This is a genomic window from Mycolicibacterium monacense (assembly GCF_010731575.1).
Lineage (GTDB): Bacteria > Actinomycetota > Actinomycetes > Mycobacteriales > Mycobacteriaceae > Mycobacterium > Mycobacterium monacense.
Genome location: NZ_AP022617.1, coordinates 5,111,977 through 5,127,712 on the forward strand (window position 1 = coordinate 5,111,977; position 15,736 = coordinate 5,127,712).

The following is a 15,736-nucleotide window of genomic DNA, read 5'->3' on the forward strand; positions in this document are numbered from 1 at the left end:
CGACCGTCGACACCGGTATTAGCATCGGTCTCCGGGTCGGGGGATGACGCGACTGTGGGGGTGGGATGAACGTCGTCGCAACGCGGAACGCGGTGCGCAGGATTCTTGGGGTGACCGGGGCGGGGATGGCCCTGACGTGGGCCGTTGTGGCCGGCGGGCCGGCCCCGGTGGCATCGGCGCAGCCGTGCCCGGACGTCGAGGTGATCTTCGCGCGGGGCACCGCCGAACCGCCGGGGGTCGGCGGGACCGGGCAGGCCTTCGTCGACTCGCTGCGCTCACAGCTCGGATGGCGGACGCTCGGGGTGTACGCCGTCAACTATCCGGCCAGCGGGGCGTTCACCAGCCCGGACTTTCCCAGGACCGTCGTCGACGGCATCCGGGATGCGACGAATCGGGTGCAGGTGATGTCGGTGATCTGCCCCAACACCCGGTTGGTGCTCGGCGGGTTCTCCCAGGGCGCGATGGTGTCCGGATTGGTGACCGGCGACGCGGTGCCCCAGGGGGCCACGCCCGCCCCGATGCCGCCGGCGCTGGCCCCGGACGTCGCCGACAACGTCGCCGCGGTGGTGCTGCTCGGCAAACCGTCGGGACCGTTCCTGCAGAAGTACGCGATGCCACCGGTGGTGACCGGGCCGCTGTACGCGGCCAGGACCATCGAACTGTGCGCGGCGGGCGATCCGGTCTGCGGACCGGGTGGCAGCACCACCGCGCACGCGTCGTATCCGGTGAACGGCATGGTCAATCAGGGGGCGGGGTTCGCGGCCACGCACCTGTGATCAGCGGGCGCGCGCAGGCTCACCGGCGGCGAGCCGCTCCCGTTGCGGCACCACGACGTATTTCGGGTCTCTCGTCGACTCCACACCGGCCTCGAACACCCCGAAGCGCTGCAGCGCGCTCCCGGCGAGCAGCGCCGCCCCCGAGACGGCCAGCACGGCCCGGTTCCGGCCGATCACCGCGCCGGCCACGCCGCCGAGGGTGAGCACCTCCGACCACTGCCGCAGGCGGTGCGCCCTACCGGTGGTGTAGGCCTCGCCGACGACGCCGAGCCGGCGCTCCATCGTCCGCGATGCCGCCACCTCGAGTGCCGCACCCGCGACCGCCATCCGGCGGGCCGGGCCCGATTCGTCGAGCGGCGCCAGCAGCATGCCCAGCCCGCCGCCGCTGGCCGCCGCCGAACCGGTGAACACGAACGGCAGGTACGGGTGGGCCTCGTTCCAGGCCGGAACGGCGGAGTGCGACAACAGGACCGCGGTGTACGACGCGACGCCGGGCGCCACGACCGCCGCCTCCAGACCGGCGGGCCGCGCCGCCCATCCGAGCAACCGCCCCAGCCGCGTCCGCCGCAGCCGCGCGGGCATCAACTCGGCCACCTCGGCCACCGCGGCCACCCCGGCGCCGGGGCCGTACGCGCCCAGGATCCACGTGCCCATGCTCATCGGCGAACTCGGTTTCGCCACCCGCAGCATGTGGTGGAACCGTTCGGGCCGGCCGAGGTCGCCGATCAGGAAGTACATGCTCGCCACGAGACTGACCAGCGAGCCGATCCGGGAGACCTTCCGCAGCCCGGGCCTACCCGTCAGATCGGCGCCGGCGCCCAGCATCGCCGAGCCGGCCGACAGTCCGCCGGAGAACAGATAGGCGGCGATCATCCAGTTCCAGACCGGCGTCTTGAGGATCTGCCGACCGTAATAGGAGCGGAACTCGGCCTTCGGTACGGCCAGGCGCTCCTTCATGAGCGCCTCGTGAAGGCCGAGACCGCGATACCGACCAGGGCCGACGCCGCCATCCCCGCATACCGCCACATCGCGGCGGCGTCACGGGTGGGGACCACCGGATCCGGCGGCAGCCCATACACTTCCGGTTCGTCGAGCAGCAGGAAGAAGGCGCCGTCACCGCCCACCCCGTCGTTCGGGTCATGGCCGTACAGCCGGGCCTCGCTCACCCCGCGCTCGTGCAGCTGCTCGACCCGCAGCGCCGCGCGTTCCCGCAGTTCGTCGAGCGGGCCGAACTGGATCGAATCGGTCGGGCAGGCCTTGGCGCACGCGGGTTCGAGTCCGTCGTGCAGCCGGTCGTAGCACAGCGTGCACTTCCACGCCCGACCGTCGCCCTCGCGCCGTTCGATCACCCCGTACGGGCAGCCCGAGACGCAGTACCCGCAGCCATTGCAGATGTCCTGCTGCACAACGACGGTCGAGAACTCGGTGCGGAACAGCGCGCCGGTCGGGCACACGTCGAGGCAGCCCGCGTGCGTGCAGTGCTTGCAGACGTCGGAGGACATCAGCCACCGGAAGTCGGGCCGCTCGCCCACCATGTCGATGCCCGCACCGCCGATGTCGGGCATGCCGAGATCGACCGTTTCGCGTTGGGGGACCGGCTGTTCGATGAACGCCACGTGCCGCCATGAGTTCGCACCCAGTTCACCGGTGTTGTCGAACGACATGCCCAGCAGGTTGAACCCGTCCCCTTCCCCTGAGACGGGCACCTCGTTCCACTCTTTGCACGCGACCTCGCAGGCTTTGCAGCCGATGCACACCGAGGTGTCGGTGAAGAACCCGACCCGCTGCGGGTGCTCCGAATATCCCGCGTCACCGGCCGGATCCTCGAGCGGACCGTAGAAGCTGTTCTCGCGCATCACGTTTCCTCGGTGTGTTCGGTCGACCGTTTCGTCGTGTCGAGGTCGGTCCCGGTGTCGACGGTGATGCGGGCCCGATCGCGGTACATCGCGATGTACTCGAGCAGCGCCGGTCCGCGGGGGCGCCTGCCCGGCTGGATGTCACACGTCGCGACCTTGCTCTCCTGGATGAACACGTTCGGGTCGGCGACCACGCCGAGCAGGTCGTTGACCACGTCACCGTCGATCAGCCCGGCGTTACCCCAGTGGTAGGGCATCCAGATCTGGTGCACCACATGGTCGTCGATCCGCAGCGGCCGCATCCGGTCGGTGACGAACACCCGGGCGTCCACCGCCGCCCGGCTGGTGATCACGTGCGCCCATTCCATGTGGGTCAGCCCGCGTTCGGCCGCCAGCTGCGGGGAGACCTCCACGAACAGCCCGGGCTGCAGCTCGGCCAGATAGGGCAGCTGCCGGCTCATCCCGCCCGCGGTGTGGTGTTCGGTCAGCCGCGCGGCGGTGAACACGTACGGGAACACCTCACCGTGCAGTTCCGGCGGCGACGGGTTCGACGGATTGTCCGCTCGTCCATACACTTTGCGAGCCGGATTGCCCTGCTGCGCGTACAGCGGGTTGCGCACCGGCGATTCGTGCGGTTCGTAGTGTGTGGGTAGCGGACCGTCCGCGAGACCGTTCGGCGCGAACAGCCATGCCTTACCGTCGGCCTGCATGATGAACGGGTCGTCCCCGTGCAGCGCCTCGACGCCCACCGCACCCGGGGCGGGCCGGTAGTCCGGCGGCTTGTGCTTCTCGAAGTCGGGGACGTCGTACCCCGTCCACTCCTGTTTCTCGGTGTCCCACCACACCAGCTTCTTGCGCTCACTCCACGGCCGGCCCTGCGGATCCGCCGAGGCCCGGTTGTACAGGACGCGGCGGTTCATCGGCCACGTCCAGCCCCACTCGTTCTCGTAGGGCCCCTGCTGGTCGTGCGGTTTGCGGCGCGCCGCCTGGTTGACCTCGTCGGCGTACACGCCGCTGTAGATCCAGCAGCCGGACATGGTGGTGCCGTCGGCCCTGAGCGACATGTAGTCGTCCACCGCGCGGCCGGTCGTGAGGTCGACACCGCTGATCCGCCGCAGTACGTCCTCACCCGACGGTTCGTCGCCGTCCATCACGTAGTCCCAGGACAATTCGAGCAGCGGACGGTTACGCTCGTCGGTGGAGCCGGCCAGCTTCTCCCGCAGGATGCGGCCCAGGTGGTAGAAGAACCACAGTTCCGAGCGGGCGTCGCCCGGCGGCTCGACGGCCTTCTCCCGCCACTGCAGCATCCGTTGCGTCTGCGTGAACGTGCCCGCCTTCTCCACATGCGAGGCGGCCGGGAAGAGGAACACCTCCGTCCGGCACGTCTGCGGGGTGATCTCACCCGTCTCGACCTCGGGGCCCGACTTCCAGAAGGTGGCGCTCTCGATCTCGACGAGGTCGCGGACCACCAACCAGTCCAGGTTGGCCATGCCCAGGCGCTGCAGACGGCCGTGCGCCGACCCGACCGCCGGGTTCTGGCCGAGCAGGAAGTAACCGAACACCTTCCCGTCGACCATGTCCATCACCGTGCGGTAGGTGCCGTGGTCGCCGCTGATGCGCGGCAGGTAGTCGAAGCAGAAGTCGTTGTCCGCCCGTGCGTGCTCGCCCCAGTACTCCTTGAGCAGCGACACCATGTACGCATCGGCGTTGAACCAGAAGCCCTTCTGGTTGCGGCTCTTGATGTCGTCGAGGTAGTCGGCCAGCGTCTCCTGGCCCGCGTGGGGCATCGCCAGGTAGCCGGGCAGCAGGTTGAACAGCGTCGGCACGTCGGTCGAGCCCTGGATGCTGGCGTGGCCGCGCAGTGCGAACACCCCGCCGCCGGGGCGGCCGATGTTGCCGAGCAGCAGCTGGATGATCGCGCCGGCGCGGATGAACTGCGCGCCCATCGTGTGCTGGGTCCACCCGACGCTGTAGACCAATGCGGCGGTCCGCTCCCGCCCGGAGTTCTCGGCCCACTTGCGGGCCACCTCGAGGAACTGTTCGGCGGGCACCCCGCACACCCGCTCGACCATCTCCGGGGTGTAGCGGGCGTAGTGCCGTTTGAGGATCTGGTAGACGCAGCGCGGGTCCTGCAGCGTCGGGTCCCTGGGGATGTCACCCGCACCGCCCTCGACCGGCGGACCGCCGGACCCGGAGCGGTCGCCCGAGCTCTGCTCCTTGGCCTCGGCGCCGCCCTCCTCGGGATCGGTGGTCTGGTACTGCCACGTCGACGGATCGTAGGAGGCGGTCGCGTCGTCGTAGCCGGAGAACAGACCGTCGAGATCCTCGGCGTCGCTGAACCGTTCGTCGACGATGAACGATGCGTTGGTGTACGCGGTCACGTACTCCCGGAAGTCCAGCTCGTTGCTCAGGATGTAGTTGATCACCCCGCCGAGGAGGGCGATATCGCTACCGGCGCGCAGCGATACGTACCGGTCGGCCAGTGCGCTGGTGCGGGTGAACCGCGGGTCGATGTGCACCACGTCGGTGCCGCGCGCCTTCGCCTCGACCACCCACTGGAATCCGACCGGATGTGCCTCGGCCATGTTGGACCCCATGATGACGATGAAGTCCGAGTTGACGAGGTCCTGCTGGTAGTCCGTCGCCCCGCCGCGACCGAAGGAGGCCCCCAGACCGGGAACCGTGGCGCTGTGTCAAATACGCGCCTGGTTCTCGATCTGTAACGCACCCAGGGCGGTGAAGAGCTTCTTGATCAGGTAGTTCTCTTCGTTGTCGAGCGTCGCACCGCCCAGGCTGGCGATCCCCATGGTGCGGCGCAGGGTGTTGCGGTCGGCGTCGAACTGCTGCCAGCCCTTCTCGCGCGCGTCGAGCAGGCGGTCGGCGACCATGTCCATCGCCGTGTCGAGGTCGAGGTCCTGCCATTCGGTGGCGTACGGCGGCCGGTAGCGCACCTTGGTCAGCCGTTGCGGACCGGTGACCAGTTGCTTGCTCGCAGAACCCTTGGGGCACAGGCGGCCCCGGGATATCGGGCTGTCCGGATTGCCCTCGATCTGGACGACCTTCTCGTCCTTGACGTACACCTTCTGCGCGCAGCCGACCGCGCAGAACGGGCACACGGAGTGGGCGACGTGGTCGGCGTCGGCGGTGCGGGGCGTCAGGGTCAGGGAGCGCTTCGACTGGGCGGCCTTACCTCGGCCCAATGCGTCGTCGCCGGTGAGCTGCCGGTACACCGGCCACGACTCGATCCGCTTCCTGAAGTCCACACCGTCCTCCTCGAGTGGGCTGGCGATACCCGGCGCACCTGCGATCAAACCACTTCTACACGAAGTCGAAGGCCGGCGGAATCACGACGAGAGCCACCGCCGCCCACAGGCCGAAGACGGGAAGGTAACGGGTCTGCCAGCGTTCTGCGGCGCTGAACGGTACGCGGCCGCGGAGGAATCCGGCGAGCAGGCGGGCCGACCACGTCAGGTTCACCAGGAGGACGAGGTTGAGCCCGAGTGCGGTCACCTTGTTCGGCGTGACGCCGAACTCGGCGATCCGGGTGAGCATGGCGACCAGCATGAGCAGATCGACCGCCAGGGCGCTGAGCACGAGGACGAGTTGCAGGCGGTCGAACAGGTCGGCCGGGGCCTGCGGATCACGCGCGGAGATCGCATACAGCACCAGTCCGAGGACCAGCACCAGGATGAGGTCCATCAGGATGAGCAGGTTCCGGTCGACGCCCACCACTGTGCCGGCCGCCGCGAAGGCCACGAGCAGCACCAGCAGCATCAGGATGGTCAGCGGGGTGAACACCCGGGTGAGCACGGGCGCGATGTTCTCCACCACGTTCTGCTTCGCCTCCACCAACCACGCCGAGACGACCACGGCGCCCGCCACACCGAAGGGCAGCACCCAGCTTTCGATCACCCACTCGACGTCCATGCCGAGCGCGTCGAACGCGCCGACGGTCAGGCCGACGAGGACACCGCCGCCGATCCCCAACAGGGCGAGATAGACGATCCATTCACCGGTGAACCGGATGAAATCCATCCGGCGGCGGTCGGATCGCCACCGCCCTCCGGCATAGGCCAGGCCGACGACGAACCACAACACGATCGGGGTGTGGATCGCCGCGATCACCTCCGTCGCGCCCTCCGGGCGGAACGGATAGCCGTTCAACGCGGCCGCCGCCACCACGAACGGCACCGACAGCGCCGCGGCCGCGCGCGGCGACATCTGGCGCTTCCAGGCGAAGTACGCCGTGAGGAACGGCAGCACGAACAACGCGGCATTGCGCGCGAACGCTTGCTCGCCCATCAGTGCCGAGCCGACCTTGACCGCGACGGCGGCACCGACCGCGAGTGCGAGGACCATCCACAGCTCGCGCGTCGGGCCACCGGCACGGGCGTCGGGCGCGGCGGGCATCAGCACGAGTTGCTTCCACAGCCGGTCGGAGTGTTCGTGTGCGAACTCCCGGGAGATGCCGTTCATGTTGCCCATGCGCTTGACTGCGACGAGGAATGCCTCGTCGCCCATCAGCCCCGCCGCGGTGAGGTCCGAGATCTGGCTGCGCAGATGGTCTTCCATCTCGTCGGCGTCGGCAGCCGAGATGGTCTGGTGGCGTTCGACGTAACCGCGCCACTGGGCGATCTGCGATTCCAGTGCGGTGTCGGCGTCCATCACGACCACCCCTCGGCGAGCGGCGGCCTGGCGTCGCGCCACACCTGGTTCAACGCGTCGACGACAACCGTCCACTGAGTCTGGCGCTGCGCCAACATCTCTCGACCGGCATCGGTGATCGCGTAGTGCTTGCGGCGACGTCCGGTGTCGGAGACACCCCACGACGCCGATACGTAGCCGAGCCGTTCGAGCCGGTGCAGCAACGGATACAGCATCCCGTCGGTCCACTGCATGCGACCACCCGACAGGTCGTGGACGCGCTTGATGATCGCGTACCCGTAGGACTCGCCTTCGGCGAGGATGCCGAGGACGAGTGGGGTCGCGGTGGCCGCCACGAGGTCCTTGTCGATATGCATAGCGCCTCTACCCTAGCAGCGCTAGGTATGACGTCGTCAGCGTTTCGCGACAGTGCGGGTGCCGTCGGCGTCGCGGCGGGTGATCCGCTGCGCGTCGAGTTGCTCGAGCAGTGGCACCGCGACGCGGCGGGTGGTGCCCAGTGCGCGTTTGGCCTCGGCGACGGTGAACGGCTGGGGGAGCGCGGTGAGGATCTCCGCGGCGCGCTCGAGTGCGTCGGCACCGAGGACGACTCCCTCGGCGATCCGGGTCAGCCGCCCGGACCGCACCGCCGCGGCCAGTTCCGGTGTGCCGAGCCCCAACTGCCCGAGGGTGTCCGCGTCCGGTGCGCGGAACGGGTCGTCGGCCAAGGACTTCTCGACCGCGCGGACCGCCTCGTCGATCCTGGTCGGCAGCGTCATCCCGGGCCGGCGAACCCGGCCGTCCGACACCTCGAGGGTGGTGCCCGCCAACAGCGGGGTGACGAGTTCGGCTGCGGGCAGACCGGTTTCCCGGCGCAGCGTCTCCAGCGGCATCCCGGCGGCCACGTCATGGTCGGCCGACCACCGCCGCACGGCGGCCACCGCCTGCTCGCGCCGCTGTGCCCACCACGTCTCGTCGACCACCCATGCGCCGATGCGCCGGCCAGTCTGCGGTAACCCCATCGCACGCAGATCCGATGCGCGGGCGCACACCGGTGGACGTATCCGTCCCTCGGCCAGCTCCGCGGCGCGCTCGCGTGCCGCGCCCCGGCGCCGCAGCGGCGGTGGCCGCACGTCGAGCACCTCGACCCCGGCGGCGATGCGGTGCTGTCCCGGGTCGCGCAACAACCCGACGTCCCCGACCCGCAGCGGCAGCGGATGTGACAACCGCAGGCGGGCGGCGGCGCCAAGGGGGCGGACATGCACCGGCACCGCGGCCGATCCGATGTGCAACACGAGTTGGCGGTGCACACCGTCGGCGGCGCGCAGCGCGACGTCCACCTCGTCGGTGTCCAGCCATGCCCCAGCGGTGCGCAGTGCGTCGCCGCGGCCGATCTCGCGCCGGTCGACTCCGCGCAGGTTCACCGCCACGCGCGCCACCGGGCCGACGGCGCTGCGCTGCTGCCCCAGCGACTGCAGTCCGCGCACGGTGACGCGGCGTCCGGCGTGGTCGAGTTCGTCACCCACCCCGAGGGTTCCCGCGGTGAGCGTGCCGGTGACGACGGTGCCCGCACCGCGCACCGAGAAGGAGCGGTCGACCCAGAGCCGGACGTCGGCGCCGGCGTCCGGTGCGGGCAACCGGTCGACGAGGTCCACCAGCTCGGCGCGGACGTGATCCAGATCCGTGCTGACGGCGACCGGCGGCGCGGCCAGGCCGGTGTCGGCGAAGGCGTGCAGCGCCTGTTCGACGGCCGGCGCGGGGTCGGTGAGATCGGCCTTCGTGACGACCAGCAGCGCGTGTCGCACACCGAGCGCATCGAGGGCGGCCAGATGCTCCTCGGACTGCGGCATCCACCCCTCGGTCGCGGCGACGACGAACATCACCGCCGGCACCGGGCCCACACCCGCAAGCATGTTCGCGACGAACCGCTCATGTCCCGGTACGTCGACGAACGCCATCTCGCGTCCGCCGATGTCGGCCCAGGCGAATCCGAGGTCGATCGTCAGGCCGCGGCGCTGCTCCTCGGCGAGCCGGTCGGGCCACATCCCGGTGAGCCGCTGCACCAGCGTCGACTTGCCGTGGTCGACGTGTCCGGCGGTGGCGACTACGTACATCTGCTGATGGCCTCGAGCAGCCGCGCATCCTCCTCCGGATCGACCGTGCGCAGGTCGAGGACGCAGCGGCCGGATTCGACGCGGCCCACCACCGGTGGTGTTCCCGCGCGCAGCGCCGCGGCGAACGATTCGGGCAGGCTGACGCCTGCGCTGGGCAGGGTGACCTCGGGGGCGCCGCCGCCGCCGACCGCCGCGACACAGTCGACGGCCTGCGCGTCCGGAAGCTGCGTGGCCAGGCGCTGCGCGCGCTCCCGCAGATCGGCGAGGTCGGCGGTCAACGCGCGTTCGACCGGTGTCGGCGGGCCCACCAGCGTCGCCTCGAGCGCGGCGAGGGTGAGCTTGTCGACCCGCAGGGCGCGGGCGGCGGGATGCCTGCGGAGCCGTTCGATCAGGTCCGCGGTGCCGAACAGCAGCCCCGCCTGCGGGCCGCCGAGCAGTTTGTCCCCGCTGGCGGTGACGAGGTCGGCGCCGGCGCGCAGCGCCGTCGTGGCATCCGGTTCGTCGGGCAGGACCGGGTGCGGGGTCAGCAGCCCCGAGCCGATGTCGACGACCAACGGCGCGTCGAGCCGGGCCAACTCGGTGATGCTCACGGCCTTGGTGAAGCCGGTGACGTGGTAGTTCGACGGGTGCACCTTGAGTACGAACCCGGTGTCCGGGCCGATGGCGTCGGCGTAGTCGCGCAGGTGCGTGCGGTTGGTGGTGCCGACCTCGCGGATGCGCGCGCCGGTCGATTCGAGGAGTTCGGGGATGCGGAAGCCGTCGCCGATCTCGATGAGTTCGCCTCGGCTGATGACGATTTCACGCCCACTCGCCAGCGTCATCGCGGCCAGCAGCAGCGCGGCGGCATTGTTGTTGACCACGTGTACACCACCGGCGGTGGGCACCGCCCGAGCCAGTGCGGCCAACGCCCCGCGGCCCCGGCGGGCGCGCAGGCCGGTGGCGAGGTCGAATTCGACGTCGGTCGCGCCGCCGGCCGTCACCACCGCGTCGACGGCCGCCCGGGACAGCGGTGCGCGGCCGAGGTTGGTGTGGACGACCACACCGGTCGCGTTGATCACCGGCCGCAGGCTCGCCGCCGCCGACGGCAGCGCGGCGACCGCGTGGTCGGCGACGTGTTCGGGCGTGATGTCACCGGCGCGGGCGCGCTGCTGCGCGTCGGCGATCACCGTTTTCACCAGCGTGCGGCCCAGTACCCGCGCGGCCTCGGCCAGCCGGGGGTCGGCGAGCAGGGCATCGGTGCGGGGCACGCGCCGGCGCGGGTCGGTCATCGCCCACCCACGTGATTTCGGCGTGCGCGGTCGCGCCCTGCGCGACCCAGCACGCCGAAATCACAAGAACGATGGCGGAGGCGGACGGGAATCGAACCCGCCAACGACAGATCCTGCCGTTCGACGATTTTGAAGATCGCGCCGGTCACCAGACCGGATACGCCTCCCTGGGCCATGGCCCCATCATGGCAGGCACCATGGTGGACATGACGTCCGTGACCTACCGACTCACCCAGTACGCCCACGGCGGCGGATGCGCGTGCAAGATCCCGCCGGGCGAGCTGGAGGAGGTGGTCCGCGGGTTGTCGGCCGCGCAGCCGGACAGTCCGTTCGGGGAGTTGTTGGTGGGCCTCGACGACGGCGACGACGCCGCGGCCGTCCGGATCTCCGGCGACACCGCGTTGATCGCCACGACCGACTTCTTCACCCCGGTCGTCGACGATCCGTACGACTGGGGCCGCATCGCGGCGACCAACGCGCTGTCGGACGTGTACGCGATGGGTGGACGCCCGGTGGTGGCGGTCAACCTGCTGGGCTGGCCGCGTGACGTGCTGCCGTTCGAACTCGCGGCCGAGACGCTGCGCGGCGGGCTCGACGTCTGCAACGCCGCGGGCTGTCACCTGGCCGGCGGGCACAGCGTCGACGACCCGGAACCGAAGTACGGGCTGGCGGTGACGGGCATCGCGGATCCGAACCGGTTGCTGCGCAACGACGCCGGTAAGCCCGGCACGCCGCTGTCGCTGACGAAGCCGCTGGGGATCGGCGTGCTCAACACCAGGCACAAGGCCACCGGTGAGCGGTCCGAGGAGGCGATCGCGGTGATGACCACGCTCAACGCGCAGGCGGCGGTGGCGGCGCTCGAAGCCGGTGCCGAATGTGCCACCGACGTCACGGGATTCGGACTGCTCGGGCATCTCTACAAACTCGCGAGGGCCAGCGGCGTCACCGCGGTCGTCGACGCGGCGGCGGTGCCCTACATCGCCGGGGCGCGCGAGGCGCTCGCGGCGGGTCACGTCAGCGGCGGCACGCGGCGCAACCTCGAGTGGGTGGCCCCGCACGCCGACCTGTCGGCGGTCGGGGCGGACGAGGCGCTGCTGATGGCCGACGCCCAGACCAGCGGCGGTCTGCTGATTGCGGGCGAGATTCCCGGCGCACCCGTCATCGGTGAACTCGTGCCGCGCGGCGAACACACACTCGTCGTGCGCTGAGGCGGTTCTAGGCTCGGTGACATGACTTCCCCCGAAGGACCCGTCGGCACCCTGGCGTCCATCTCCATCGACTGTCCCGACCCCGACCGGCTCGTACCGTTCTACCGCGGACTGCTCGGCCTCGAAGAGGTCTTCGCCACCCACGACCGAGGTGTCGTCGCCCTGTCCGGCGCGGGTCCGATGGTGACGTTGATGCGTGCCGACACCTTCGTGGCGCCGAACTGGCCGGACGGTCCACAACGTCAACAGATGCACTTCGACGTCGCCGTCGACGATCTGGACGCGGCGGTGGCCGCCGCTGTGGCTCTCGGCGCGACGGAGGCCGAGTTTCAGCCCGCGGCCAAGGCGTGGCGGGTGTTGCTCGACCCGGTCGGCCACCCGTTCTGCGTGAGCACGGTACGGCCCGACTGAACGGTTATGAATCTCTCTGCGCCACATCGTCTTCGGCGCTGAGTACCGCATCGCTGACTCGCGGGTTGTGCATCAGGACGTCGTCCATCACGGCGGTGGTGAGGCTGCGCGCCGCCAGCACCGGACCCACCCACGCGGGTGCGGTGACCTGCGCGGCACGGCGTTCGACACCCGAGAGCACGGCGGCGGCGGCCGATTCGGCACTCATCGGCCGGGTGATGAAACCGGGCGCCGCCGAACGGATCGCGGCGGCGTGTTCGTCGGCGAAGGCATCGCTGGTCAGATCGGTGTCGATGAAACCGAGGTAGGCGATGCCCGCGGTGACACCGTGCTGCGCCAGCTCCACCCGCAGGGCACGCGAAAGCTGTTCCACCCCGGCCTTACTGACCGCGTAGGGGGCGGCGAGCACACCGTTGAAGAATGCGTAGATCGAGCCGACGAACGCGATGTGTCCGCGGGCCGCGATCACGGCGGGCAGCGTCGCGCGTACGGTGCGCCACTGGCCGAGCAGGTCGACCTCGACGGTGTGCTCGAACTCGTCCGGGTCGATGGTGGCGACCGTCTCCGACGGCGGCGCGATCCCGGCGTTGGCCAACACGACGTCGATCCCGCCGAACGCGGCGACCGCACCCTCGGCGGCGCGTCGCAAAGCCGGGGCGTCGGTGACGTCGGCCTCGAAGGCGGCCGCCCCGTCGCCGAGTTCGGCGGCGAGATCCTCCAGCGGTTTCAGGGTGCGCCCGACGAGCACCACCTGAGCGCCGCGCGCGTGCGCCTGGCGGGCGATCTGCGCGCCGAGCCCGCGTGCCGCGCCGGTGACGAACACGACCCGGCCGTCCAGGTCCAGATGCGGGGGTGCGCCGAACCGGTTGCCGACCACGGGGATCCCGCGGGCCAACCGGATCGCGGTCCGACCGGCCAACCGCACCGCATCGTCGATCACCGTCAGCGGATTCTGAGCTGATGACTCAGGTAGGACGGCGCGGCGGGCACCCACACCGACTTCTTGGGCGCCCGGCGCGGCAACACCGCAGACACCGCGCGCAGCAGCCACGGCCGAGGCATCGGAGTGCTCATCGCCTGCTCCCTTCCGTAAGGTGACGGGATCTTGAAATACCCGTCGGCGGCCGAGGCAAACCGTTACGGTCGTCCGCGATGAAGACACGACACGGCGCGGTCGTCGGGCTGGCACGTGACATGCGGGACCTCGTGCGCTCCCGCGCGGACGACAGTGAACGGTTGCGCACGCTGTCGCCGCACATCGTCGACGAGATGTGGGCGAGCGGGCTGATGTCGGCGTTCAACCCGATCCCGGCGGGGGGTGCGGAGCCGTCCTTCACCGAGATGATCGAGACGTGGATCGAAATGGCCTGGCAGGACGGGTCGTTCGGCTGGATCGGAATCGCGAACTTCCCGTCGTCGTTCGCCGCGGCCTGCTACCTGCCCGACGAGGGCTTCGCCGAGGTCTTCACCGCACACGACCACCGCGTCACGATGGGCGGCCAGTTCTTCCCGAATGGCCAGGGCGCGGCCGTCTCCGGCGGCTACCGGCTGAGCGGGTCGTGGAGCTTCGGATCGGGCACCGGCCATTCCCAGTACGTTGCAGCGGGTTTCCTGCCGATGGACGCCGGTGAGATCCGCTGGGCCGGCGACGGCGTCCCCGATATGCAGGTGGCGGTGCTGCCCCGCGACGAGGTGACCTTCACCGACGGCTGGCACGTCCAGGGGCTGAAGGGCACCGGGTCGTACGACTACCGCGTCGACGACGTGTTCGTCCCCGCGGAGCGCACGTTCCCGCTGTTCGCCCGTAGGCCGCTGCGCGGCGACTCACCGGCCGCCCGGATGGGTCTGATGCCCGTCACCGCCGCCGGGCACGCCGCCTGGGCGCTCGGGGTCGCCAAGAGCATGCTCGACGACGTGTCCGACCTCGCCGCGACGAAGTTCCGGATGAGCGATATGGCCTCGCTGGCGAGCCGCCCCACCTTCCAGAAGGGGCTGGCCCACCACACCGCGGCGTGGCGCGCCGCCCGGCTCCTGGTGCTCGACGCGTTCACCACCGCCGAATCCGCGGTCGCCGCAGGCGCCGACCTCACCCCCGCGTTACGCGCCGACATGCGGGTGGCCGCCGTCTACGCCACCGACACCGCGAGGGCGTGCGCCGAGTGGGCGCACCTGGTGGCGGGCACCGACGCGATCCGCGAGGGCAGCCGCCTCGAGCGGGCGTTCCGGGACATCTACACCGGCACCCAGCACGCATTCATCTCGGAGAAGGTGGCCATCGACGCGGCGCAGATCTGGCTCGGGATCATCGAGGACCAGCCCGGGCTCTGAGCGGCCGGGTCAGGACGGGTCGTCGTCCGCCGTCATCGGCAGCTCCCGGTGCCGGACCTGGTTGCCGCCTGCGCGTTTCGCGTCGTACATCGCCGCGTCGGCGGCGGTGATCGCCTCGTCGATGCCCGCCCGCCAGCCCGTGACACGGAGTCGCATCAGCGGCACGCTCGCGGTCCCGACGCTGGCCGTCAGCGGCGCCGCCTTCTCGATGGCGGACAGCAACCGCATCGCCGGCTGGGTCGGGTTGGCGGAGGCCGACACCGTGGCGACGACGAACTCCTCACCGCCGGTGCGGCCCACCAGCGCGTCGTCGTCGGAACTGCGCGACAGCGCCCGCCCCACCGCGATCAGCGCCCGGTCACCGGCGGCGTGGCCCTGGGTGTCGTTGAGGTTCTTGAACCTGTCGAGGTCGATCACGGCGACCAGCAGGTTGCGGTCGGCCGGCTGGTCACCGGCGACCAGGGTGGACAGCCGTTGGTAGAACGCCCGCCGGGTCAGCAGACCCGTCAGCGGGTCCCATTCCGAGCGCACCACGTCCACACCGAGCGCGTGCACGATCGTCTGGACGCCGAACGGGATGACCGCGTTGAGCACGATGACGAACCAGAGCAGCGCGAGCGCGCCGACCAGTTGGCCGCTCGACGCCAACCGGGTCGCGGCGATCGCGCCCACCGCCACCGCCGCCGCGAAGACGTAGGCGGTGTAGCGGGAGGTGTGCAGGAATGCGACGTAGGCCGCCGGCGTCACGAAGCCGAAGCAGCCCACCAAGGCGATCGTCGGATCGGACTGGACCAGGCAGATCGCGGCGACGCAGGCGGTCGCGATGTACGACACCACCAATGACTGCACGCGGGTCGGCCAGCGCTGGACGTAGGGGAGCATGGTCGCCCACCCGCCGATGCCCGCGAGCCACGACACCACCACACCGATCGTCGACTTCGGCCCGAAATTGCTGAACACCAACAGGATCGGGACCAGGGCGAGCGAACCGACCATCACGGACAGGATGGTGCGTGCAGCAACCATCATCCCGCGGCTGCGCAGATAGCCGGTCACCCAGTCGAAGTGATCGGGCAACATCCACCACCGCCGCACCGAGTCCATGCGCGACGTCACACTCCGATTGTCCACGGC

At 70.4% G+C, this 15,736-nt stretch carries 14 protein-coding genes and 1 tRNA gene; 4 read left to right on the plus strand and 11 right to left on the minus strand.

Translation table 11 applies throughout. From position 1 onward, the window contains the following. Positions 1 to 65: 65 nt before the first annotated feature. Positions 66 to 776, plus strand: a complete 711-nt coding sequence (locus G6N49_RS24435) for a cutinase family protein (RefSeq protein WP_083044958.1) — start codon at positions 66 to 68, stop codon at positions 774 to 776. Here G6N49_RS24435 and nrfD read toward each other — a convergent pair whose 3' ends face one another. From nrfD to G6N49_RS24480, 8 genes are all read right to left on the minus strand, one after another. Continuing rightward, complete coding sequence (nrfD, locus tag G6N49_RS24440; RefSeq protein WP_083044959.1) at positions 777 to 1,733, minus strand: NrfD/PsrC family molybdoenzyme membrane anchor subunit; 957 nt, start codon at positions 1,731 to 1,733, stop codon at positions 777 to 779. It lies immediately after the preceding gene. Further along, positions 1,730 to 2,632 (minus strand): 4Fe-4S dicluster domain-containing protein, encoded by a 903-nt coding sequence (locus G6N49_RS24445; protein WP_011562594.1) that lies wholly within the window; start codon positions 2,630 to 2,632, stop codon positions 1,730 to 1,732. The genes nrfD and G6N49_RS24445 overlap by 4 nt, the downstream gene beginning before the upstream one ends. Then, positions 2,632 to 5,895 carry a formate dehydrogenase gene (fdh, locus tag G6N49_RS24450; protein WP_110807671.1) on the minus strand — a complete coding sequence of 1,088 codons (3,264 nt, stop codon included), beginning with the start codon at positions 5,893 to 5,895 and terminating at the stop codon, positions 2,632 to 2,634. The genes G6N49_RS24445 and fdh overlap by 1 nt, the downstream gene beginning before the upstream one ends. 55 nt (positions 5,896 to 5,950) lie before the next feature. Continuing rightward, entirely contained in the window at positions 5,951 to 7,297 is a 1,347-nt protein-coding gene (locus G6N49_RS24460; protein WP_011562591.1) for a permease prefix domain 1-containing protein, read from the minus strand. Further along, entirely contained in the window at positions 7,297 to 7,653 is a 357-nt protein-coding gene (locus G6N49_RS24465) for a PadR family transcriptional regulator (RefSeq protein ID WP_011562590.1), read from the minus strand. Before G6N49_RS24465 ends, G6N49_RS24460 begins: the two co-directional genes overlap by 1 nt. A 36-nt stretch (positions 7,654 to 7,689) precedes the next feature. Next, the gene (locus G6N49_RS24470) at positions 7,690 to 9,387 is read right to left on the minus strand and encodes a selenocysteine-specific translation elongation factor (RefSeq protein ID WP_011562589.1); all 1,698 of its coding nucleotides are present in this window, start codon (positions 9,385 to 9,387) and stop codon (positions 7,690 to 7,692) included. Continuing rightward, the gene (selA, locus tag G6N49_RS24475; protein ID WP_011562588.1) at positions 9,378 to 10,655 is read right to left on the minus strand and encodes an L-seryl-tRNA(Sec) selenium transferase; all 1,278 of its coding nucleotides are present in this window, start codon (positions 10,653 to 10,655) and stop codon (positions 9,378 to 9,380) included. Before selA ends, G6N49_RS24470 begins: the two co-directional genes overlap by 10 nt. A 72-nt stretch (positions 10,656 to 10,727) precedes the next feature. Further along, positions 10,728 to 10,822: transfer RNA gene (locus tag G6N49_RS24480), tRNA-Sec, on the minus strand. Between the two features lie 39 nt (positions 10,823 to 10,861). On the opposite strand from G6N49_RS24480, the gene selD reads away from it, so the two are divergent. Both selD and G6N49_RS24490 read left to right on the plus strand, forming a co-directional pair. Beyond that, positions 10,862 to 11,863, plus strand: a complete 1,002-nt coding sequence (gene selD, locus G6N49_RS24485; protein WP_011562587.1) for a selenide, water dikinase SelD — start codon at positions 10,862 to 10,864, stop codon at positions 11,861 to 11,863. A gap of 21 nt (positions 11,864 to 11,884) precedes the next feature. Next, positions 11,885 to 12,274, plus strand: a complete 390-nt coding sequence (locus G6N49_RS24490; RefSeq protein WP_011562586.1) for a VOC family protein — start codon at positions 11,885 to 11,887, stop codon at positions 12,272 to 12,274. Between the two features lie 4 nt (positions 12,275 to 12,278). On the opposite strand, the gene G6N49_RS24495 is transcribed toward G6N49_RS24490, so the two are convergent. Both G6N49_RS24495 and G6N49_RS29735 read right to left on the minus strand, forming a co-directional pair. Next, positions 12,279 to 13,214 carry an SDR family oxidoreductase gene (locus G6N49_RS24495; protein ID WP_235679578.1) on the minus strand — a complete coding sequence of 312 codons (936 nt, stop codon included), beginning with the start codon at positions 13,212 to 13,214 and terminating at the stop codon, positions 12,279 to 12,281. 2 nt (positions 13,215 to 13,216) lie between these two features. Continuing rightward, on the minus strand, positions 13,217 to 13,348 hold the full coding sequence (locus tag G6N49_RS29735) for a hypothetical protein (protein WP_268793773.1): 132 nt from the start codon (positions 13,346 to 13,348) through the stop codon (positions 13,217 to 13,219). 78 nt (positions 13,349 to 13,426) lie between these two features. Between G6N49_RS29735 and G6N49_RS24500 the strand changes: the two genes are divergently transcribed. Beyond that, entirely contained in the window at positions 13,427 to 14,602 is a 1,176-nt protein-coding gene (locus tag G6N49_RS24500) for an acyl-CoA dehydrogenase family protein (protein ID WP_011562584.1), read from the plus strand. Positions 14,603 to 14,611: 9 nt separating this feature from the next. Here the strand turns inward: G6N49_RS24500 and G6N49_RS24505 are convergent, their stop codons facing one another. Further along, positions 14,612 to 15,718, minus strand: a complete 1,107-nt coding sequence (locus tag G6N49_RS24505; RefSeq protein WP_271035499.1) for a GGDEF domain-containing protein — start codon at positions 15,716 to 15,718, stop codon at positions 14,612 to 14,614. Positions 15,719 to 15,736 lie beyond the last annotated feature (18 nt).

What these genes read in the sequence shown, in the direction of transcription:
- G6N49_RS24435 (WP_083044958.1), top strand. Translation starts at nt 66, where the DNA reads ATGAACGTCGTCGCAACGCGGAACGCGGTGCGCAGGATTCTTGGGGTG.
- G6N49_RS24490 (WP_011562586.1), top strand. Translation starts at nt 11,885, where the DNA reads ATGACTTCCCCCGAAGGACCCGTCGGCACCCTGGCGTCCATCTCCATC.
- selA (WP_011562588.1), bottom strand. Translation starts at nt 10,655, where the DNA reads ATGACCGACCCGCGCCGGCGCGTGCCCCGCACCGATGCCCTGCTCGCC.
- G6N49_RS24465 (WP_011562590.1), bottom strand. Translation starts at nt 7,653, where the DNA reads ATGCATATCGACAAGGACCTCGTGGCGGCCACCGCGACCCCACTCGTC.
- nrfD (WP_083044959.1), bottom strand. Translation starts at nt 1,733, where the DNA reads ATGAAGGAGCGCCTGGCCGTACCGAAGGCCGAGTTCCGCTCCTATTAC.
- G6N49_RS24445 (WP_011562594.1), bottom strand. Translation starts at nt 2,632, where the DNA reads ATGCGCGAGAACAGCTTCTACGGTCCGCTCGAGGATCCGGCCGGTGAC.
- G6N49_RS24460 (WP_011562591.1), bottom strand. Translation starts at nt 7,297, where the DNA reads ATGGACGCCGACACCGCACTGGAATCGCAGATCGCCCAGTGGCGCGGT.
- G6N49_RS24470 (WP_011562589.1), bottom strand. Translation starts at nt 9,387, where the DNA reads ATGTACGTAGTCGCCACCGCCGGACACGTCGACCACGGCAAGTCGACG.
- selD (WP_011562587.1), top strand. Translation starts at nt 10,862, where the DNA reads ATGACGTCCGTGACCTACCGACTCACCCAGTACGCCCACGGCGGCGGA.
- G6N49_RS24500 (WP_011562584.1), top strand. Translation starts at nt 13,427, where the DNA reads ATGAAGACACGACACGGCGCGGTCGTCGGGCTGGCACGTGACATGCGG.
- G6N49_RS29735 (WP_268793773.1), bottom strand. Translation starts at nt 13,348, where the DNA reads ATGAGCACTCCGATGCCTCGGCCGTGGCTGCTGCGCGCGGTGTCTGCG.